The sequence below is a fragment of the Flavobacterium psychrotrophum genome (assembly GCF_003403075.1).
In the GTDB taxonomy this organism is placed as follows: Bacteria; Bacteroidota; Bacteroidia; order Flavobacteriales; family Flavobacteriaceae; genus Flavobacterium; species Flavobacterium psychrotrophum.
Genome location: NZ_CP031557.1, coordinates 2482321 through 2504991, shown reverse-complemented (window position 1 = coordinate 2504991; position 22671 = coordinate 2482321). Strand labels below are relative to the sequence as shown.

Here is a 22671-nt window from a genome sequence, read left to right as displayed (position 1 = left end):
AGCATATAGCCCCGTACCCACAATTATTCACACAGCTTTGTGATCTCTGTGTAAAACTTCGTGACCTTAGTGGTAAAATATACTAAGAATTAAAGATCACAATCCCAACACCGCAACCCTGCCATTCAATTCAACACTCTTAAAATCAAATTCCTCCCGTATCCATTCAAACGCTTCATCGCTGTATAGAAATACATGGGTAGGGTCGGTTTTATAGAACCAGGTGCCAAAATCAATATTCGGGTCAAAACGCAATGTCATTACATACAACCTGCCGCCGGGTTTTAATAATTTACGAAATACCGTAAATTCTTTATGCGCTTCTTTAAAATGTTCAGCCGTTTCGCTACAGGCAATGTAGTCATATTGCTGCTGTAATACTTCAGGATGGTTGTGGTAGAATAAGTCGTACTGACTAATGTTATAACCCGCATCAGTAAGCAGTTTTACAATAGGGGAGCCACTACCCGAACCAAAATCCAGGCCCTTATCTTCCGGCTTAAAATCGGCCAGGATAGGATTTACAATGGGACGCACAAAGTTTTGGTAGCGCACATCTTCCGGGTCGTTGTTGTGCATATTGTAGTGCGCCAGTTCGGCTTCTACAGAAAGATAATCTTTTGGGTTTAAAAAAACAGAAAGGCAAAGGGAGCATTGTAAAAACTCCCTTTGCCCATGTATGTAATATGTTTTAGAGGTTCCGCTGCACAGCGGGCATGCAACGTTACTCATATCTTATTTTATGGATTTGTAGACCAAATGCTGCTCTCCTTAATAAATACACGCTTGTTTAGCTTAAGCTGTGCCACAATAAGCTCAGCAAAATCCTCGGCCTGCATTACTTTATCAGGGTTGCCATCGGTAAGGTTAAGGTCTTTTGCCATATCTGTAGCAATAGTACTTGGGGCAAGTGCTGTAACACGTATATTGTGTTTGCGTACCTCCTGCATTAGCGATTCTGTCAAGCCCATTACCGCAAACTTACTCGCGCTGTAGGCACTGGTAACTGCTGCTCCTTTTAATCCTGCGGTAGATGATATGTTTACAATATCGCCACTTTGCTGCTCTATCATGCCTGGTAGTACAGCACGTGTAGCATAGTACACGCCCATAAGGTTTACCTTGATAATGTTTTCAAACTCATCTGGTGTAAGGTCGAGGAACTTACCAAATTTGCCTACACCCGCATTATTGATAAGTATGTCGATATGGCCAAATTCGGCCACACCTTTTTCGATCGCTGCGGTAATCGAAACGATCTCGGCAACATCGGCAGTAAGAGCAAGCGCTTTTACACCTTTTGCTTCAGCTTCCTTAGCTACGCTTTCAACGTCTGTAGCTGTGCGGGCTATTAATATAAGATTAGTTCCTTCTTCAGCAAGGGCAAGCGCTATGGCTTTGCCAATACCTTTTCCTGCACCGGTAATCAGTGCATTCTTTCCTTTTAAACTTTGCATTATGTGTGTATTGGTAATTAAGTAATTTAGATTCGTATGCCCGGCGGAAGCATATCTTTATAGCCCGGGTTTTTCCTGAAAAACGCTACCACCTTAGGGTGAATAGGCATTACACGCCATCTCTTTTCTTCTACAGTAGCTAAAATTTCTTTTAGCATATCGCTAATAACGCCATCATCTTCTGCTCCTTCGGGCTGGTGCACTTTGGTTAGAAACAGTTTGCGTTCCTGTATAGAATATTCAATAGTGTAGGTGTTGCCGTTAACAGTAGCTTCAAATTGACGGCTAAATTCGTTGTCTTTAACTTCCATGGCTATTATTTAAATTGCATTGGTACTTCTATGGTCAGTATTTTGGCGGCAGCCTTTGTTTTAATCTGTAGGGTATCAAACTCTACAGCACCATAGGCATCGCGCTCATTAACTGCCTGTCCATTAATCTCAAGTTCTCCTTCAATTAAAAACAGATATAAGCCATTCCCTTCGGCGTTTATCTTGTATTCTATGGTTTGCCCTGCGTCAAAAACACCCAGATGTAGCCAGGCCTGCTGATAGATCCATAGTGCATTGCCGTCATTTTTATCATTTGGCGACACAATATTGATAAAGCTGTTACGATGTGCCTCGGGGTCAAAGCTCTTTTGGTCATAGCGTGGCGTTACATTTTCTGTTTCCGGAAATATCCATAGCTGTAATGTTTTGGCGCGGTCAGTCTCACTGGCATTCATTTCGCTGTGAGTAATCCCGGTACCGGCACTCATTACCTGCACTTCGCCAAAACGAACGGTAGCATGACTGCCCATGCTGTCGCGGTGGGTAAGCCCCCCTTCAAGCGGAATGGTAATGATCTCCATATTATCATGCGGGTGCGTGCCAAAGCCCATACCTGCGCCTATGGTATCATCATTAAGCACGCGAAGCATACCAAACTGTACCATATCGGGGTTATAATAATTGCCAAACGAAAAAGAAAAGTTGGCTTGTAGCCAGCCATGATCTGCTGTACCTCGCTGGCTTTTAGGGAATAGTCTTGTTTTCATAGAATTTTAACGGATAAATTAAAATTTGGCAACAGTGTGTTACTGTAAAAACTTTAATTTTATACAAATTTCGGAATAAATTTTGATAGTAGCCCCTATATGGGCGTTAAAACTGTGTGATGGAAAAGATACCTGTGTACTTTATGCCCGGCCTTGCGGCAAGCCCTGCAATTTTTGAAAACATTAAGTTGCCGGAAGAGCGCTATGAATGTCATTATCTTGAATGGTTGCTGCCCGAAAACAAAGCGGAAACCATACCCCATTATACAGCACGTGTAGCGCAGGCAATAAAGCATGAAAACCCGGTGCTGGTAGGCGTATCATTTGGGGGGCTCATTGTGCAGGAAATGGCTAAGGTGTTGAAGGCCAGAAAGATAATTATCATATCCAGCGTGCGATGCAACGCTGAGTATCCAAGGCGAATGCGTTTTGCAAAACGTATTAAGGCCTACCATCTTTTCCCTACAAGACTGATGCAGGAAATAGGCTGGCTGGCGCAAATGTTTGTGGGTAACAACGCGGTAACCCGAAAGCTGAATTTATATGATAAATTTATGTCGGTACGGGATAAGAAATACCTCGACTGGGCGTTTAAAACAATTATAAACTGGGACAGATGCGACCCTGATATGGATGTAGTGCACATACACGGAGCAGCCGATGAGGTTTTTCCGGTAAAGTATTTAAAAAGCTACATACCTGTTGAGGAAGCAACCCATGTTATGGTGCTTACAAAAGGCAAGTGGCTTACAGAGCACCTGCCGGAAATTATTGAGAATTAGAAATTACGAATTGAGAGTAGTATTCATGATGCTTGGGCATCATACTTTCGACCTCAGAAAATATAGAACATAAAACAACAGAAGATAAATGGAGTGGCTAAAAAATACAGGCGTAGCAGCATCACTGGTTTTACTGGGAGGTATTGCAGTGCAAACAACTTATGATAAACCGGCAGATAAAACCGTAGCAGTAGAGAGACGTTCTTTCCCAACGCAGATTGATTTTGCGGGAGAAAAGACACCGTTAAATATAAGCGATGTGCGTGAACGATTAGACAGGGAACTGCTGGTTAACGCAAACCTCGACGCTACAACACTCCTTATATTAAAGCGTGCCAACAGGGCATTTCCCGTTATAGAACCCATATTAAAACAGTATGGCATCCCCGATGATTTTAAATACCTGGCTGTGATAGAAAGCGGACTTGTAAATGTGGTATCGCCTGCAGGTGCACGTGGTGTATGGCAGTTTATGCCAGAAACCGGCAAGCAATACGGACTTGAAGTAAATGAGATTGTAGACGAACGCTACCACCTGGCTAAGAGTACAGAGGCTGCCTGTAAATACCTGCTTGCTGCAAAAAACAAATTTGGTTCCTGGACGCTGGCAGCGGCATCGTATAACGCCGGCCTGGGTGGCGTAAATAAACAGCTTACCTTTCAGGGGGTAGATAGTTATTATGATGTATTGCTGGCTGATGAAACAAGCCGCTATGTTTTCAGGATACTGGCATTAAAAGAAATTATGCAGCACCCGGCGCAGTATGGCTTTACGCTTGCGCCCGGCGAGCTATATGGTGTTATACCATCTAAAACGGTTAGTGTAACATCATCCGTGCCCGATCTTTCTGTTTTTGCAAAGCAGCAGGGGATTAATTATAAGATACTCAAGATACACAACCCGTGGATGCGAGATCGTAAACTCGATGTATCTGGCGGGAAAGAATATTCGGTAGAAATTCCGCTTTCAGGATATTAGGCCATTATATAATTTATGACATGAGCCCGTATTACATTTTTGTAGTACGGGTTTTTTGTTTCCCGTTGTATTGCTATGATTTTTGCCATATCAAGAAAAATCGCATCCCTTTTTAGCAATCTATTTTTGATAAAATCTAAAATCACACTTTAAATTTTGTACTATTTAATATTTTGGCAAAATTTCAGATATTAATATGTTTATAAAAGGTTTTGTGTTGAATAATTGTTAGTTAAATTGTTTGGTTGTTGAGAAATTATTTATACATTCGTTATAACAATGAAAACAAACATCAACATAGTAGTCCTGCACAACATTATTCTCATTAGCAATTAATGTGAGGGATACCGTGTAGATATATCAGATATATAAAAGCCGTTCCCTCATAAAGGAACGGCTTTTTTGTATCCGGTATTTAGTATATAAACAAACAGAAAAACAGCATACATGTATTACAACAGCGACACGATTATTTATTACAACGGCGAGTTTGTAAAAGCAACCGAAGCAACTACTAATCTTTACGGGCAATCACTACACTACGGTTATGCCGTTTTTGAAGGTATTAAGTCGTATAAGACAGATAACGGCACAAGAATTTTTAAAGCACAAGAACACTACGACCGCCTGCGCCGCAGTGCAGAGATGATGTACATTCCGTTTGAATATACTACCGAGGAACTTACCGCACTTACCTACCAACTTTTAGAGCGTAACGGGCTTAGCGATGCCTACATCCGCCCGCTGGTATTTTGTTCGCCAAATATGTCATTGAGCAGGGGGAAGGAGAGTTACCTGGCTATAGAGGCATGGGGATGGAGCAACGGGTACCTTTCTGGTAAACAACGTGTAATGACCAGCAGCTTTGAGCGCCCAAATCCTAAAGCGTTTCGCATCGAAGCCAAGGCAAGCGGACACTACGTAAATTCTATACTGGCATGCGAAGAAGCGCGCCATAAAGGTTATGATGAAGCTTTGTTACTGGATGCTAAGGGCTATGTTGCCGAAAGTAGCGGAGCCAACGTTTTTTTTGAAAAAGACGGCACGTTATATACACCGTCTCTGGGGAGTATACTTCCGGGTATTACCCGCGCCACGGTTATAGAAATGTGCAAAGAACTGGATATTCCTGTAGTAGAAAAATTCTTCACACCCGATGAAATGCGTGGTGCAGATGCTGCCTTCTTTTGTGGTACTGCCGCAGAAGTTATTGCATTAGAATCGTTAGATGATATACCGTTTACAAAAGACTGGGACAGCAGCCTGTGTGCCATTATCCAGAAAGGATACAGTAACCTTGTAGTAGGCAAGAACCTTGAGGAGTTTAAGCTGCAACTGCGGTAGTTTTTTGTTTGTGGTTCATCGTTTATAGTTGAGCCACACAATATGTTATCAACAGGAGTGAAGCTATTCCCCTTTTGAGGGTGCCAGCAGGGCAGAGTAGTTACAAATACACACACAAACTAAATATTAAGTTGAGGTTTAAAGGCAAGAGTGAGTAACTCTAAACCATGAACCCTGAACTACAAACAATAATGGAATTAAATAAGTTTTCTAAAATATTTACGCAGGATGACACACAGCCTGCGGCCAAAGCCATGCTGTACGGCATAGGTTTTACAGATGATGATATGGATAAGGCACAGGTGGGCATAGCCAGTATGGGTTATGATGGAAACACCTGCAATATGCACCTTAACGACCTTGCTAAAGTTGTAAAGCAGGGAACCTGGGATAACAACATGGCCGGGCTTATATTCAACACTATTGGTGTGAGCGACGGTATGAGTAACGGTACCGCTGGGATGCGCTACAGCCTTGTAAGCCGCGATGTTATTGCCGATAGTATTGAGGCCATTTGCGGAGGGCAGTATTATGACGGACTCATTACCATTCCCGGTTGCGATAAAAATATGCCGGGTAGCATTATGGCTATGGGCAGGCTAAACAGGCCGTCTATAATGGTATATGGCGGTACTATAGCCCCCGGATGTTATAAAGGCGAAGACCTCAATATTGTTTCGGCATTTGAGGCACTGGGTGGTAAAATAGCCGGTACCATGAGCGAAACTGATTTTCAGGGTGTGATACGCAATGCGTGCCCGGGAGCAGGAGCCTGTGGTGGTATGTATACCGCAAATACTATGGCATCTGCAATAGAGGCTCTGGGTATGAGTTTGCCTTATTCATCTTCAAATCCGGCACTAAGCCCAGAGAAACAACAGGAATGCCTGGATGCCGGCAAATATATAAGGCTGTTACTTGAAAAAGATATTAAGGCTACAGATATCATGACGCGTAAGGCGTTTGAAAATGCCATGCGCATTATCGTAATACTGGGCGGTAGTACAAATGCTGTACTGCACTTTGTAGCCATGGCTAAAAGCGTAGGCGTATCGGTAACACAGGATGATTTTCAGCGCATGAGCGATACTACGCCCGTTTTGGCTGATTTTAAGCCGAGTGGCAAGTATTTAATGCAGGATTTGCACAACAACGGCGGTATTCCTGCCGTTATGAAATATCTGTTACAGGAAGGCCTGCTGCACGGCGATTGCCTTACCGTAACCGGAAAAACGTTAGCCGAGAACCTGGCAGACGTTCCTTCTCTTGATTTTGAAACCCAAAAAATAATCCGTCCCCTTTCTAATCCTATCAAGCCCGATGGACACCTGCGTATCCTTTACGGAAATCTGGCAACAGGCGGCAGCGTGGCTAAAATTACAGGCAAAGAAGGGGAGAAGTTTACAGGCCCTGCCCGTGTTTTTGACGGCGAAAAACATCTTATAGAAGGTATTTCGAGTGGAAAAGTACAGCACGGCGATGTGATCGTGATAAAGAATGAGGGGCCTAAAGGTGCACCCGGAATGCCGGAAATGCTTAAACCTACCAGTGCCCTTATTGGCGCAGGACTTGGCAAGAGCGTAGCCCTCATTACCGATGGCCGCTTTAGTGGCGGCACCCATGGTTTTGTAGTGGGGCATATTACTCCCGAGTCATATGACGGTGGTACTATAGGTTTGGTTCAGGATGATGACATTATAGAGTTGGATGCGGTAAACAATACCATTAATGTATTGCTTAGCGATGAAGAACTGGCACAGCGCAGGGCTGCCTGGCAACAGCCTGAGCTAAAGGTAAAAAGCGGATTGCTGTATAAATATGCCCGTACGGTGTCTTCGGCTGCCGAGGGCTGTGTAACAGATGAATTCTAGTGCGTGTCGCACAGACATATAAAGTATAGTGAAGCTGCCCGCAGGGTGGGGGGGTTTAGATTCTAAATATCAATGCCAAAGACCCTGTAAGGGTCAAATCTATAAGCCTACGGCAACGTCGTAGGACAAATAAAATTAAGTTGTATGCAAAAGACAATTGAAAAAGCAGATACCACATTAAAAGAAGTTCCTGTTGAAGTTGAAGCTCCTAAAACCCATAGCGGTGGGCAGGTTTTACTTGAAGCATTCCTTAAGGAGGGCGTAACCACTATATTTGGTTACCCTGGTGGTGCCATCATGCCTATTTATGATGCACTTTATGACTATGCCGATAAGCTACAGCACATACTGGTACGCCATGAGCAGGGCGGTATACATGCAGCACAGGGCTTTGCACGGGCATCCGGTAAAACGGGTATCGTGTTTGCTACGAGCGGTCCCGGTGCAACTAACTTAGTTACCGGTCTAGCCGATGCCATGATAGATAGTACGCCGCTTGTATGTATTACAGGTCAGGTATTCGCACATCTGCTGGGGACTGATGCCTTTCAGGAGACGGACGTAATAAACATTACCACACCGGTTACCAAATGGAATTACCAGGTTACCGATGCAGAAGAGTTGCCTGCCGTTATTGCCAAGGCATTCTACATAGCGGGATCGGGCAGGCCGGGTCCTGTGCTTATTGATATTACAAAAAATGCACAACTGCAAAAGATAGCGTTTACAGAGTATGTAAAATGCAATTTCATTCGCAGCTACAGGCCTAAACCTGTAGTGCGACCTGAATATATTGCAGAAGCCGCAAAACTTATCAATGCGGCTGAGCGTCCGTTCATCGTTTTTGGGCAGGGCGTAATTCTTGGCAAAGCCGAAGAAGAATTTAAGGTGTTTATTGAAAAATCGGGTATACCCGCAGCGTGGACCATTATGGGGATGAGTGCCATTCCTACAGATCATCCGCTGGGTGTGGGTATGGTGGGTATGCACGGTAATTATGGACCTAATAAGCTTACGAACGAATGTGACGTACTTATTGCAATAGGGATGCGTTTTGACGACCGCGTTACCGGCAGGTTAGATATGTATGCCAAACAGGCGAAGATCATCCATCTGGATATCGACCCGTCTGAAATAGATAAAAATGTAAAGGCAGATGTACCGGTATGGGGTGATTGTAAAGAAACGCTTCCAATGCTTACGGCTGCTATAGAGGAACGTAAGCATGCGGGGTGGCACCGAAAATTCATTGACTGTAAAAAACAGGAGGTAGAAAAAGTCATTCATGATGAGGTGTACCCTGAAACCGATACACTGACTATGGGTGAGGTAATTCGGATTCTTAACGAACTTACAAAAGGCGAGGCTATCATAGTAACCGATGTAGGCCAGCACCAGATGGTTGCCTGCCGTTATGCGGAATATAATAAAAGCAAGAGCAATGTTACGAGTGGTGGCCTTGGAACTATGGGTTTTGCACTTCCGGCTGCCATTGGCGCGGCATATGGCGACCCAAGCCGTACTACCGTGGCGGTAATTGGTGATGGTGGTTTCCAGATGACAATACAGGAACTGGGAACAATCATGCAGTTTAAGCCCAATGTAAAAATACTGATATTAAACAACTGTTTCTTAGGTATGGTGCGCCAGTGGCAACAGCTGTTCCATGAAAAGCGCTATTCGTTTGTAGATATACAGAGTCCTGATTTTGTTCAGGTAGCAAAAGGTTATGGCATACCGGGTAAAAGTGTAAGCGAACGCGACAAACTTACCGATGCGCTTAAAACCATGCTGGAACACGATGGCAGCTACCTGCTGGAAGTAATGGTAGGTAAAGAAAATAACGTGTTCCCTATGGTGCCACAAGGCAGGAGTGTGAGTGATATTGTATTGAGCAGGGAGGAAATATAGCAGGCAAAGCCCGTAGTTAAATTGTTTATAGTTCATTGTTTGTTGTTGCCACTCTTGCCGTGAACTATACCTGACAGGTTTTTAAAACCTGTCAGGTATAGAAAAAAAGCATGGGTAAAGCTAACCTCAGAAACTAAGCAGCTCAGCCGCTAAGAAACTTTAAAAAAAATGAAACAGGAATTTACCATAACAGCATATACCGAAAACCATGTGGGGCTTATGGGCCGCATTGCTATAGTGTTTTCGCGCAGGAAGATAAACATTGAAACAATGAATGTTTGCCCTGCCGAGGTTGAAGGCATCAGCCGTTTTACCATTCTTATCAATGAAAGTAGGGATGTAGTGGAAAAAGCTGTAAAACAAATAGAAAAACAGGTAGAAGTGCTAAAGGTATTTTTTAATACTGATGAAGAAATTGTATGGCAGGAAATGGCCATGTATAAAGTACCTACTAAAGTAATAGCCGAACAAGTAAAGGTAGAGCGCCTGCTGCGCCAGTATGGTGCCAATACAGTAGTTATACGTCATGACTATACCGTGTTTGAAACCACAGGGCATCGCGAAGAGATAGATGCACTTGTAGCCGCATTGCAGCCCTGGGGATTGATAGAGTTTGTACGTAGTGCGCGTATAGCGGTTATAAAGGCCAGCGAAGGCATACACAAAGCTGTAATGGAATTTGAAGCCGCCAAACCAAGCGAACCCGCTATAGAAAACGAGTTCCTTGACCAACGCGATGGCGTGTTTACAATGTAAGCTGGGGTTTGTAAAGTCGAAAGTTGTAAAGTCATAAAGTAAGCGCAACACGACTTCAACCCCTCTCAAGAAAGGAGTAGCTTCACTCAAACGTACTGTCAGTACGTTCTGTCATTGTGGAGAGGTACGACGAAGCAATCTCGTTATTGAAATGGTTTTAAAATTAAGAGATTCCTCCTGTCGTCAGAATGACAATTTGGGATGTCCATGAAATTTGAGTGAAGCTGGCTCGAAGCCTTAGCTGCTTAGTAGCTCAGAAACTTAAAAAATAAGAAACTTAATTAAAAAATAAACAGACAAAAAATGGCAAAATTAAATTTTGGCGGGGTAGAAGAAAACGTGGTTACCCGCGATGAGTTCCCGTTACAAAAAGCACAGGAAGTATTAAAAGATGAGGTAGTAGCTGTAATAGGCTACGGCGTTCAGGGTCCCGGCCAAGCGCTTAACCAAAAAGATAACGGCATTAACGTAATTGTGGGCCAGCGCAAAAATTCGCCTTCATGGGATAAAGCTGTTGCAGATGGCTTTGTGGAGGGCGAAACACTTTTTGAAATTGAAGAAGCACTGCAAAAAGGTACTATCATATGTTACCTGCTTAGCGATGCTGCACAAATAGAGTACTGGCCACTGGTTAAAGAAAATCTTACTGCGGGTAAGGCGCTTTATTTCTCGCATGGCTTTGGCATAACCTTTAATGAGCAAACAGGCATTGTTCCGCCAGAAAATGTAGACGTGTTCCTTGTGGCTCCTAAAGGTTCTGGTACATCACTACGCCGTATGTTTTTGCAAAACCGCGGGCTTAACAGCAGCTTCGCCATTTTTCAGGATGCTACAGGTAAAGCCTGGGATAGGGTAGTGGCACTGGGCATTGCTATTGGTTCTGGATATCTTTTTGAAACCGATTTCCGTAAAGAAGTATATTCTGACCTTACCGGAGAGCGCGGCACACTTATGGGTGCAATACAGGGAATTTTTGCAGCACAGTATGAGGTGCTTCGATCTAAAGGGCACTCACCGTCTGAAGCATTTAACGAAACGGTAGAAGAACTTACACAATCGCTTATGCCTTTAGTATCTGAAAACGGTATGGACTGGATGTATGCTAACTGTTCTACTACCGCGCAACGTGGCGCATTAGACTGGTGGAAGCGTTTTAAAGATGCTACCAAGCCTGTATTTGAAGAGTTGTACGATAGCGTAGCTACAGGAAAAGAAGCCGGATTCTCTATCAGCAGTAACAGCAAGCCGGACTACCGCGTAAAACTGGATGCCGAGCTGGCTGAACTTCGCGAAAGCGAAATGTGGCAAGCCGGTAAAACCGTGCGTAGCCTGAGGCCGGAGAATAACTAGGCACCCGGCGAAAGCAAAAGCTATTCTTAGCATATAATAATAACGTACCTATCTGGCTGTCATTGCGAGGAGGAACGACGAAGCAATCTCATCAATTAACTTGAATGAGATTGCCGCGCTCCGTACCTCTGCTCGCAATGACAGAGCGTAGGTATAATCATATATAATGAATACCAAGACAACATATTTCCCCACAATACCAGATGTTCAGGAAGCTGCTGAGAGGCTAAATGGCATTGTTAACCGCACACCACTTACGCTAAACCGTACTGTCAGCGAAATTTATGATGCGCACATTTATTTTAAGCGTGAAGATTTGCAGCCGGTACGCTCGTATAAGTTGCGCGGTGCCTATAACAAAATGGCTACGCTTAGTGCTGCCGACCTTGCTAAAGGTGTAGTATGTGCCAGCGCGGGTAACCATGCACAGGGTGTGGCGTTTGCTTGTAATAAAATGCAGGTGCACGGCACTATTTTTATGCCTACTCCCACACCGGGACAAAAGCTGGAGCAGGTAAAAATGTTTGGCGGAGACTATGTAGATGTGGTTTTGGCCGGAGATACCTTTGATGAGGCAAAATATGCCGCGACCGATTTTTGTGAATCGCGAGGCGCAGTATTCATACACCCGTTTGACGATCCTAAAATTATTGAAGGTCAGGCTACCATAGCCCTAGAATTGCTGGAACAGCTGCCGCAACCCATAGATTATATATTTGTGCCTATAGGAGGAGGTGGACTCGCAGCAGGGCTAAGCAGTGTTTTTAAACAGCTTTCGCCTAATACTAAAATAATAGGGGTAGAGCCTACGGGAGCGCCCAGTATGCAGAAAGCACTTGACAAAGGCGAAACAGTACACCTGGACCGTATCAATAAATTTGTAGACGGTGCAGCCGTGCAAAGGGTAGGCGAATTTACTTTTGACATCTGTCGTCAAACCCTGCATGATATGCGCACGGTAGATGAAGGCCGTATTTGCCAGGTAATACTGAGTATGTATAATAAAGATGCTATTGTAGCCGAACCCGCAGGAGCATTATCTGTAGCGGCGCTTGACCAGTTTACCGACGAGATAAAAGGCAAGAATGTGGTATGCATTATATCCGGCAGTAACAATGACATTACCCGTATGGAAGAAATTAAAGAGGGTGCACTGTTATATGCAGGTCTCAAGCATTACTTCCTTGTAAAATTCCCACAACGGCCGGGCGCCCTGCGAGAGTTTGTAATGAATGTTCTTGGCCCTACCGATGACATTACCCATTTTGAATACACCAAAAAGAATAGTAAAGAAAAAGGTACCGCTGTAGTAGGCATTGAGCTTAAAAATGCCTCAGAGTATGAAGTACTGTTAGCTAATATGAAAGAGCGCGGCTTTTATGTAGATTATCTCAATAACCAGCCACATCTTCTTAACTTACTGGTTTAATGATAACTGAAAATTTGATGTGTCCTCTGTGTGCGCCATTTCGATGAGTTACCTAATTAAATACGATTGTATTTATTTTTTGACTATTCAATGCAATTAAATTTATCATACACACTCACATAATCGACAAGAGTAGTGCGCCAAAACATATAAAAAATTAAATTAAACAACTTAAAAACTTTAATTCATTGATAATTAAGTCTTAAAAAGTGTTATTTCTCTTTCATAATCGGTTGTTTTGTTTGCATTAATGTAGATTAATTAATCTATATTTGGCGCTTTAAACCAATACAATGAAAAGACTACAATTACTTTCTTTCCTTATTCTTATTTGTACATCATTAGGGCTTGTTTCCTGCGATACTGAGCCGGCAGATCCTTTACTGGTAGGGCAGCAACCTGAAGCAACTTCTGCTTTCCATGTAGATTTTGGAGGTTCTACTTATAATGCGACCACTACAGGAGCTATCATTCAGGATGGCACAATACAGATTTTGGGTTCTAAAACTAATGCAGGATACTTTGTAATTACTGTACCGGGTGTTACAAGAGGTAATTATACTAATGCAGTTATTAAATACTACCCAACTGCCGGTGCAACAGATTTTTATTCAAACAGTAGCAGTACAGTTGTAAATGGTACGGTAAGTATAGCATCTATAAATACAACAACGCATAAACTTACGGGTACTTTTAACTTTAAGGGCTACTGGGGTGTTGCAGGGGCAAATATGCCTGCCATTGACTTTACAAATGGCGTTTTTACAAATATTGCTTATACAGGAAATACACCTACAGAACCTGTAGGTAATCCGCTATTTAAAGTGAATTTTAACGGTGCAACCTGGACTGCAGCAACAACCCGTGCGGTTTATGCATCTGAATATCTTTCTGTGATGGGAATTAAACCAGATGGTACATCTTTTATGATTACGGTACCTTATCCTCGTGTGGGTACATTCGAGTTTGCGGCACAGCAACCCGACCCAAATTCTCCTGCGGGGCTACTTGCTATGGCTTATGTTCCCGGTAATGCTCAGAGTTCTTATATAGCTGATGCTGGAGGATGGGGGCAGTATTCAGAATATCCTGAATATACTGATACAGCAATTGTTAACATAACCGCAATTGATATTGTAAATAAAACAGTTTCAGGTACTTTCGGATTCACAGGTGTACGCTCTGTTTTTGATATGGATAATCCTACTACTGATGAAATTGAAACTATAACTTTTACAAGCGGGGAGTTTAGCAATGTGTCTTTCGCTGAGGGTGAAGCTCCGGTAACTAATAATATATTTACTGCGAAATTAGATGGACAGAATTTTGTTGGTACTACTATATCTGCCACCTCATTCGGAGGCAATATTAACCTTGGTGCACGCAGAGGGGCTGTAGAGTCTATTGCACTGTTTTTTCCGTCAACAATTACTCAGGGAACCTACACTCTTAGCGCACTTAATACCTACGTTGCTATGTATATGGCTAATGAAACTCCAAGTGGAATGTTTGGAGCATCTGGTGGTACATTAATAATTAGTGAACATGATACTGTTAATAGAAAAATTAAAGGCACCTTTAATTTTACCGGGGGATATATGACGACAGAGACCCATGAAATTAGCGATGGACATTTTGATGTGACATATTAATAATACTTACCATATTTCATAAAGAGCCTTGTTTGATACAAGGCTTTTTTATTAAATAATATGCAACAAAGTTTACATTCTTATAAATTAAAAATTTATATTTGGCACTTTAAATCCAATGTTATGAAAAGATTAAAGTTACTTTCTTCTATTATGGTGCTTTTTATGGCTATCGGGTTCACATCATGTGATACTGAGCCGGTAGACCCTTTGCTTGTCGGCCAAAATCCGGATGACAATACTCCGGCGTCTTTTCAGGTAGATTTTAGCAATGCTACCTACAGGGCTACATCTACAACAGCTGTAGTAACTAATGGAGTGCTTACTATAACCGCCACCCGCGATACAGGTGGTGTCTTTACCATTACAGTACCTGCTACAAGGGGGGCTCATACGGCATCTGTAATGACGTATACGCCAAGTGCTACAATACCGGGAATGTACACAAATACAAGTACTTCAAATGTTTCAGGAACCGTTAATATTGCGTCTATAAATACTACGACACATAAAGTAACAGGTACTTTTAACTTTACAGGCTACTGGTATAATCCTTCGGCAAACATCCCGAATTTAGAATTTACAAACGGTATATTTACGGCGTTGCCTTATACAGGAGACGGCGTTACAGGAACAGCTTCATTTGCAGTTAAGATAGATGGTGCCCAGTATAACGCCAGTACTTATGTTGCTACAGTGGGTAATGGCCTTACGAGCATAACGGGCTTTAGGGGCACAGGCGGCGAGTATGTATCAATAGTGCTTGACGCTGTTACAACAGGTACTTATGATGCACGTGCACTAATGGCATATTCTCCTGATGGCGATGAAGATAATGTATATTCTAATATTTCTCTAACAGAAGAAGATGTATCCGGTACGGTAACCATTAGCCAGATCAATACAACTAATCATACTATCTCTGGTACATTTAGCTTTACAGGCTACCGCGATGGTGTTGCTAATAAAGCATTTACTGATGGTAAATTTGAGAACATTCCTTACACTGAAGCAGGTACTACACCAACAGATGATGTGTTTAGGGCTACGGTAGACGGTACTGCATATACCTATGAAGGGACTGACGTGGTAGTTGGACTGGTAAATGATAATCAGCTTACGCTTCAGGCTTTTGGTGATAATCATGAAATAAGATTGTTTATGAACAACCTTGGTGTAGGTACATATCCTTTTAGCGCTACACCTACTGCAACAGCTAAGGCATGGTTTACAGATAGCTCTGATGTTGAGACAGCAGTGAGCAATGGTACACTTATTATTACAAGTAAGACCAGTACCAGGATTGCAGGTACATTTAGCTACACCGTAACAAATGATGCAGGTGTTGCAACGCATACAGTAACAGCCGGTTCATTTGATGTAGAGTATAACTAACTACGACATCAAAATAGATTTAAAATCCGCTCAGGCGGATTTTTTTATTGGCATAGTACTTGTTTTATAACGGGGAAGCCATAAGGGCCAGTACAGATACATTGGGCTAATTAATAGATTAACAGTATATTGATTAGCTTTGTTGTTTTATATCTGTATCTTTAATAATGACAAAATGACCTATAACACGATATGTCTAAACAAAGAATTTTAAATATTGACAGTTTGTCACTTCAGGAGATTGATACTGATGCAGAGCTTATTCCATTAATGACTCCTGAGGATGAGGAGGAAATGAATAATGAGCCCCTGCCAGAAACACTTCCTATACTTCCGCTGCGTAACATGGTATTATTTCCGGGTGTTGTAATTCCTATTACGGCGGGGCGCGATAAATCTATAAAACTGATTAATGATGCCAATGGCGACAGCAAGATCATTGGTGTTGTGTCGCAAAAAGATGAAACAGTAGAAGAGCCGGGTGCTGATGATATAAATACGGTAGGTACGGTTGCAAAAATACTGCGTGTGCTTAAAATGCCCGACGGTAATACTACGGTAATTATTCAGGGTAAAAAGCGCTTTGAGATTAGTGAGGTAATTACAGATCAGCCTTATCTGCGTGCATCAACACGTGAGTTTGAAGAGGTGCGCCCGCAGTTTAAAGATCCTGAATTTACTACCATCATAGATTCTATAAAGGAGCTTGCCATACAAATTATAAAAGAGAGTCCAAACATTCCTACTGAGGCTACTTTTGCCATAAAAAATATTGAAAGCGACTCATTCCTGGTAAATTTTGTTTCCAGTAACATGAACCTTTCTGTAAAAGAAAAGCAGGACCTGTTAGCCATAAGCGACCTTAAAGACCGTGCGCTGGAAACCTTGCGTTATATGAACCTTGAGCTGCAAAAACTGGAGCTTAAGAATGATATACAAAGCAAAGTGCGCTTTGACCTCGACCAGCAGCAACGCGAGTACTTCTTGCACCAGCAAATGAAAACCATTCAGGAAGAACTTGGCGGTGTTAGTCACGACCAGGAAGTGGAAGAAATGCGCGTAAAGGCCAAAGCCAAGAAATGGGACGAGAAAACGGCTAAGCAATTTGACAAAGAGCTGTCAAAAATGCAGCGTATGAATCCACAGGCTGCTGAGTATGCCATTCAGCGTAATTACATTGAACTGATGCTCGACCTGCCATGGAACGAATTCAGTAAAGATAATTTTGACCTTAAACGTGCCGATAAAGTGTTGCACCGCGACCATTATGGCCTTGACGATGTTAAGAAGCGTATTATAGAATATCTTGCCGTACTTAAACTGCGCAATGATATGAAATCGCCTATCCTGTGTCTTTATGGGCCTCCGGGTGTAGGTAAAACAAGTATAGGTAAGTCGGTTGCAGAAGCGCTGGGCAGGGAATACATCCGTATATCACTGGGCGGACTCCGTGATGAAGCTGAAATTCGCGGACACCGTAAAACATACATTGGTGCTATGCCGGGCCGCATTATCCAGAGCCTTAAAAAGGCGGGTACAAGCAACCCTGTTTTTGTACTTGATGAAATTGATAAACTGGCCACAGGTAACCAGGGCGACCCATCGTCTGCACTTCTTGAGGTTTTAGACCCTGAGCAAAACAAGGAGTTTTATGATAACTTCCTTGAAATGGGCTTTGACCTTAGTAAGGTTATGTTTATAGCCACATCAAACAATATGGCTACCATACAGCCTGCACTGCGCGACCGTATGGAAGTAATAAACATGACGGGCTATACCATTGAAGAAAAGGTAGAAATAGCTAAAAAGCACCTTGTGCCAAAACAGGTTAAGGAACATGGGCTTACATCTAAAGATATTGTAATAGGCAAAAAGCAAATTGAAAAGATAGTTACGGGCTACACGCGCGAAAGTGGTGTACGCGGTCTTGAAAAACAAATTGCCAAAGTAGTACGCAATGTTGCGAAGTGTATAGCAATGGAGGAGGAGTACAGCGTTAAGCTTACAGATGAGGATGTAATAAAAATACTTGGCGCACCAAAAATGGAACGCGACCGTTATGAAAATAACGATGTTGCCGGCGTTGTTACCGGCCTTGCCTGGACAAGTGTAGGTGGAGACATCCTTTTTATAGAGTCGATACTGAGCAAAGGCAAAGGTAACATGACCATGACAGGTAACTTGGGTACGGTGATGAAAGAATCTGCCACGCTGGCGCTGGAGTATATAAAATCGAACGCCGAAGAGCTGGGTATAAAACCAGAGGTTATCGAAAAATATAATGTACACATTCACGTGCCTGAAGGTGCTACGCCTAAAGATGGGCCAAGTGCGGGTGTTGCAATGCTTACATCTCTTGTGTCTTCTTTCACCCAAAAAAGGGTAAAGAAAAACCTTGCCATGACAGGCGAGATTACGCTTCGCGGACGTGTGCTTCCTGTTGGCGGGATTAAAGAAAAAATACTGGCTGCCAAGAGGGCCGGTATTAAAGAAATCATCCTTTGCGAAGAAAACAAACGCGACATTGATGAGATAAAAGCAGAATACCTTGAAGGTGTTACTTTTCATTATGTGCGTTATATGAGAGATGTACTTAAGTATGCCATTACTGATCAGGATGCTAAAAATGCTAAAACGCTCTAAGGGCTTACCTATTGGGTTTAAATTATTTCTATCTTATAAGGTTTGGTAGTTTAGACTTAAAAAGCGTATTACATAAAATTTAAAACGGCTAAAATTCTTAGCCGTTTTTTTATTTAAAAAATAATATCTTCGCAACTGCGTTATAGTATGCAAAATCGCCATTACTCGAATGTTTAAAAACAGGTACCTTTTAATTTTTTTGCTTGCCGCCACGGCATCTTTCGGCCAGATAGGTGGTAAGTATACCTACCAGTTCTTAAACCTTGTTACATCGCCACGACAGGCAGCACTGGGGGGCAAGCTTGTTACCCTCTATGACTATGATGTAAACCAGGCTATTTATAATCCTGCTACCATAAACCCGGAAATGAGCAACCAGCTATCTGCCAACTACGGCAGTTATTTTGGCGAGGTTACTTATGGTACAGCTGCCTATGCATATACATATGACAGGCATGTGCAAACCTTTCATATGGGTGTAAACTATGTAAATTATGGCGACTTTGAAGGTTATGATGAAATGGGAACCAAAACCGGTACATTCAGCGGCAGCGAAATAGCACTTTCTTTTGGGTATGCCTACAACATCCCATATACTGATATCCACATTGGTGCTAATGCAAAACTAATTTCTTCTACACTGGAAAGCTATAACTCAATAGGCGCTGCAGTTGATATAGGCGGTATTTACATTGACGAGGATAATGATATTAATATAGGGCTTGCTGTGCGCAACATAGGTACACAGCTAACAACCTATGCCGGTACTAATGAGCCTCTTCCGTTAGAGGTTATTGCCGGTATAAGCCAGGAAGTAGAGAACGTGCCAATCCGCTGGCATGTAACGCTCGAAAACCTGCAACAATGGAATATTGCGTTTAGTAACCCTAACCGCGCCACAGAAGACCTTGAGGGTAATGTTACAAAAGAAAAAGTTTCTTTTTTTAATAATGCCCTGCGCCACGTAATACTTGGGGCTGAATTGTTTCCGGGAAAATCGTTTAACATAAGGGCGGGGTATAACTTTCGCCGTAGTGCAGAGCTTAGTATTACAGATAAGCGAAGCTTTTCGGGTATCTCAGCCGGGTTCTCAGTACGCTTTAATAAGCTTCGTTTTGATTATTCTTATTCTCGCTATACCCTTGCGGCAAGCACCAGCCTTTTTGGTGTGATGATAAATCTGCAATAAATCCTGTTTTTTACGCTAACGATGTAACATTTAACGGCTGCAATATTTTTAAAACCGAAAAATATTGATAGTTTTACCTCCGTTAATTAAATGTTAATACATACAGCACTATATGGGTATTAAGAACCGCCTTGTTTTAATGAGTTTCCTTCAGTTTTTTGTTTGGGGAGCATGGCTTATCACAATTGCAAATTACTGGTTTGGTACTAAACAGTGGGAGGGTACCCAGTTTGGACTTGTTTTTAGTACTATGGGGTTAGCCTCTGTATTTATGCCTACACTTACAGGTATTATTGCAGATAAATGGATAAATGCCGAAAAACTATATGGCGCATTGCATATACTTTATGCAGGTATTTTGTTTTACATTCCGCAGGTTACTACACCGTCAGATTTTATATGGGTTATGCTGGCAGCTATGTGCTGTTATATGCCTACTATAGCATTAAGTAACTCAATATCATATACTGTTTTAAAGAACAATGGGGGAGATGTAGTAAAAGATTTTCCACCCATCAGGGTTTGGGGTACGCTTGGCTTTATAGCAGCCATGTGGATAACTAACCTTACGGGAAGCAAAGCTACCGAATATCAGTTTTACATTGCTGGTATAGCCGCTATAGGCCTTGGCCTTTATGCCTTTACGCTGCCACCATGTAAACCGCAAAATGCTACCCGAAATGCTACATTAGTAGAAACATTAGGCCTTGAGGCTTTCAAGCTTTTTGCCACTTATAAAACAGCGCTTTTCTTTATATTCGCTATGTTTCTTGGCGGTGCGTTACAACTTACTAATGCTTATGGCGACGTGTTTTTAAGTGAGTTTAAAGATTTTCCTAAATACGCCGATTCTTTTGTGGTAGAATATTCTACTATCATAATGTCTATCTCACAATTCTCTGAAACATTATTTATCCTTGCCATTCCTTTCTTCCTTAAGCGTTTTGGTATCAAGCAGGTTATGCTTATTAGTATGCTGGCCTGGGTACTTCGTTTTGGCCTGTTTGCCTTTGGCGATCCTGTAACCGGCCTTTGGATGATTATACTTTCATGTATTGTTTACGGTATGGCGTTCGACTTCTTTAATATCTCAGGCTCACTGTTTATAGAAACTACCACAAGCCCTAAAATACGCTCATCTGCACAGGGTATCTTTATGATGATGACCAATGGTTTTGGAGCCATCATTGGTAGTTTTACGGCGGGATGGGTTATTGATAAGTATTTTACTAAATCTTTTACAGATGCCAGTGGCTTATCTTCATTCTTAGAGACCACACCGGATAATGCCCATATGCTCGGATTTATAGAAAGTAAGGGTATAAGTATAACAAATGGCGCTTTTAGCAGCCCTGTAATGATGAAAGACTGGCATAACATATGGTTGTCTTTTGCAGCTTATGCGCTTGTTATAGCCATTGCGTTTGCCATAATGTTCAGGCACAAGCACGACCCACAAGAAGTACAGGATATAAAGCATTAATGCTAGGTGCTTTCGACTTTATGACTTTAAAAACTTTAAGGCTTAAATAAGTATATCGCTTTCAAGGTCAGATTTTTCAATTTCAAAATCAAAACCAAGTTGCTGCATTAGTTGTATGACAAGGTTTTTGTACCAGTTCTCTGATTTTGGGTGAATGTATATTTTCTCAATAAGTTTATTGATGTCTACATTAACCTTAAGCCCTTCGTGTATGGATATATTGTTCTGAGTAAGGTCAGAAATTACACGAACCTCACGTTCATACTGAAAACTTTTTCGCTTGAACAGAAACGGGAAAAAGTTATTATCAAACGGGATGTATTCTTTTTTATAGTCGATATATTCTACCTCGCCAATATGTTGGTCATAACGATTTTCAGGCCCCATAGCGTCCTGTAGGCGTTTTATGGTGCTTTGTATGGCCAGGCCTTCATTATTCTTTGTAAAGATCTGCCACATGGCATAGCTCTCATATTCATTAATGTGCCAGCTGCTTATTACTACATTTTTGCGATGGCTCTTGTAATTGTCTAAAAACTCAGGATTATTAGCCGATATTTTTTTAAGCTCCTCAAAAGTTGGTTCGCTAAATGTACCTTCATACTGGTCTTCAAACTTATCAGACCGAGACATAAACATTTGTTTACACAGCAGCATATCCAGAAACTTAGAAAGATCCAGGTATTTCCAGACTATAGTGTCGGGCGCGGGTAGCTTAATATCGTTGTTACTGATGTACATATTACGAATTTAGGTAAATATCCTTAAGGCTGGCAAAATGGTTTATTTTGTAATCTGCATCATCAACACTAAAATTATCATACTTGTCATACAGTACGGTAGCTATGCCCAGGGCCTTTGCGGCTGCAATTTCGCTTTCGGGATCGTCGCCCACAACTAAAACTTCATCGGGTGTGTATCCGTTGCGTTCCAGTATACTTTTAAAAACTTCCTTTTTATTGGTAAGGGTAGGGTTAACGACATGAATTTCTTTAAAGTCGCCAGTAATGCCTAAATGTTCTATTTTGCTGCGCTGCATTTTATCAAAGCCGGTAGTAACCAGAAAGCGCTCTGCGGAAATGTTCTTTACTTCGGGGTAATCTTCAAACGTATCTATAGGTTCGCTGTAAGCGAGCGTTTCCTGAAGTTCAATGCCCTTTTGGGTAAGGTCATCGCTAAAGTTATTGCGTGCCGCTACAAGCCTGAAAGGTGTGCGCATAATGGCGTAGCGAATGGTGTCCATATTCTCATTATATTGTCCTGAACTTTGTATAAGGTCGAACAGCGGTCCAAAAAGCTTATCGCCAATGGCACTTACAGGGAAAATAGTATTGTCAAGATCGTAGATTATGGCTTTTTTAGGCATGTAATTAAATGTATTGAAAGTTTAA

Annotated in this window: 19 protein-coding genes; 13 read left to right on the top strand and 6 right to left on the bottom strand. The window is 42.1% G+C overall.

Annotation, left to right across the window (positions count from 1 at the left end; all coding sequences use genetic code 11):
• Positions 1-96: 96 nt before the first annotated feature.
• From DYH63_RS10855 to DYH63_RS10840, 4 genes are read right to left on the bottom strand one after another with little or no spacing between them, the layout of a single operon-like run.
• On the bottom strand, positions 97-732 hold the full coding sequence (locus tag DYH63_RS10855) for a class I SAM-dependent methyltransferase (RefSeq protein ID WP_116788825.1): 636 nt from the start codon (positions 730-732) through the stop codon (positions 97-99).
• Positions 733-740: 8 nt separating this feature from the next.
• Positions 741-1457 carry a 3-ketoacyl-ACP reductase gene (locus tag DYH63_RS10850; protein ID WP_205528241.1) on the bottom strand — a complete coding sequence of 239 codons (717 nt, stop codon included), beginning with the start codon at positions 1455-1457 and terminating at the stop codon, positions 741-743.
• A gap of 26 nt (positions 1458-1483) precedes the next feature.
• On the bottom strand, positions 1484-1768 hold the full coding sequence (locus DYH63_RS10845) for a GNAT family N-acetyltransferase (RefSeq protein WP_116788823.1): 285 nt from the start codon (positions 1766-1768) through the stop codon (positions 1484-1486).
• Between the two features lie 5 nt (positions 1769-1773).
• Complete coding sequence (locus tag DYH63_RS10840) at positions 1774-2496, bottom strand: pirin family protein (RefSeq protein ID WP_116788822.1); 723 nt, start codon at positions 2494-2496, stop codon at positions 1774-1776.
• A gap of 119 nt (positions 2497-2615) precedes the next feature.
• On the opposite strand from DYH63_RS10840, the gene DYH63_RS10835 reads away from it, so the two are divergent.
• The 13 genes from DYH63_RS10835 to DYH63_RS10775 all read left to right on the top strand — a co-directional run bounded on the left by DYH63_RS10835 (position 2616) and on the right by DYH63_RS10775 (position 21280).
• Positions 2616-3278, top strand: coding sequence for an alpha/beta fold hydrolase (locus DYH63_RS10835; RefSeq protein ID WP_116788821.1), 663 nt, complete (start codon positions 2616-2618; stop codon positions 3276-3278).
• An 88-nt stretch (positions 3279-3366) separates the two neighbouring features.
• Complete coding sequence (locus tag DYH63_RS10830; protein ID WP_116788820.1) at positions 3367-4257, top strand: lytic transglycosylase domain-containing protein; 891 nt, start codon at positions 3367-3369, stop codon at positions 4255-4257.
• A 447-nt stretch (positions 4258-4704) separates the two neighbouring features.
• The gene (locus DYH63_RS10825) at positions 4705-5601 is read left to right on the top strand and encodes a branched-chain amino acid transaminase (protein WP_116788819.1); all 897 of its coding nucleotides are present in this window, start codon (positions 4705-4707) and stop codon (positions 5599-5601) included.
• A 191-nt stretch (positions 5602-5792) separates the two neighbouring features.
• A complete protein-coding gene (gene ilvD / locus DYH63_RS10820; RefSeq protein ID WP_116790808.1) occupies positions 5793-7472 on the top strand; it encodes a dihydroxy-acid dehydratase in 1680 nt (559 codons plus the stop codon).
• A 144-nt stretch (positions 7473-7616) separates the two neighbouring features.
• Entirely contained in the window at positions 7617-9383 is a 1767-nt protein-coding gene (ilvB, locus tag DYH63_RS10815; RefSeq protein ID WP_116788818.1) for a biosynthetic-type acetolactate synthase large subunit, read from the top strand.
• Between the two features lie 168 nt (positions 9384-9551).
• On the top strand, positions 9552-10139 hold the full coding sequence (ilvN, locus tag DYH63_RS10810; RefSeq protein ID WP_116788817.1) for an acetolactate synthase small subunit: 588 nt from the start codon (positions 9552-9554) through the stop codon (positions 10137-10139).
• Positions 10140-10442: 303 nt separating this feature from the next.
• Entirely contained in the window at positions 10443-11489 is a 1047-nt protein-coding gene (gene ilvC, locus DYH63_RS10805; RefSeq protein ID WP_116788816.1) for a ketol-acid reductoisomerase, read from the top strand.
• Between the two features lie 166 nt (positions 11490-11655).
• Positions 11656-12918, top strand: a complete 1263-nt coding sequence (gene ilvA / locus DYH63_RS10800; protein ID WP_116788815.1) for a threonine ammonia-lyase — start codon at positions 11656-11658, stop codon at positions 12916-12918.
• A gap of 293 nt (positions 12919-13211) precedes the next feature.
• Positions 13212-14570, top strand: coding sequence for a DUF6252 domain-containing protein (locus tag DYH63_RS10795; RefSeq protein WP_116788814.1), 1359 nt, complete (start codon positions 13212-13214; stop codon positions 14568-14570).
• A 123-nt stretch (positions 14571-14693) separates the two neighbouring features.
• Positions 14694-15965 carry a DUF6252 domain-containing protein gene (locus tag DYH63_RS10790; protein WP_116788813.1) on the top strand — a complete coding sequence of 424 codons (1272 nt, stop codon included), beginning with the start codon at positions 14694-14696 and terminating at the stop codon, positions 15963-15965.
• A gap of 192 nt (positions 15966-16157) precedes the next feature.
• Positions 16158-18608 carry an endopeptidase La gene (gene lon, locus DYH63_RS10785; RefSeq protein ID WP_116788812.1) on the top strand — a complete coding sequence of 817 codons (2451 nt, stop codon included), beginning with the start codon at positions 16158-16160 and terminating at the stop codon, positions 18606-18608.
• A gap of 169 nt (positions 18609-18777) precedes the next feature.
• Positions 18778-19797, top strand: a complete 1020-nt coding sequence (porQ, locus tag DYH63_RS10780) for a type IX secretion system protein PorQ (protein WP_116788811.1) — start codon at positions 18778-18780, stop codon at positions 19795-19797.
• 112 nt (positions 19798-19909) lie between these two features.
• Entirely contained in the window at positions 19910-21280 is a 1371-nt protein-coding gene (locus tag DYH63_RS10775) for a nucleoside permease (protein WP_116788810.1), read from the top strand.
• 42 nt (positions 21281-21322) lie between these two features.
• On the opposite strand, the gene DYH63_RS10770 is transcribed toward DYH63_RS10775, so the two are convergent.
• Positions 21323-22021, bottom strand: a complete 699-nt coding sequence (locus DYH63_RS10770) for a hypothetical protein (protein WP_116788809.1) — start codon at positions 22019-22021, stop codon at positions 21323-21325.
• A gap of 1 nt (position 22022) precedes the next feature.
• Positions 22023-22646: an HAD family hydrolase gene (locus DYH63_RS10765; protein ID WP_116788808.1), complete on the bottom strand. Its 624-nt coding sequence runs from the start codon at positions 22644-22646 to the stop codon at positions 22023-22025.
• Positions 22647-22671: the final 25 nt, after the last annotated feature.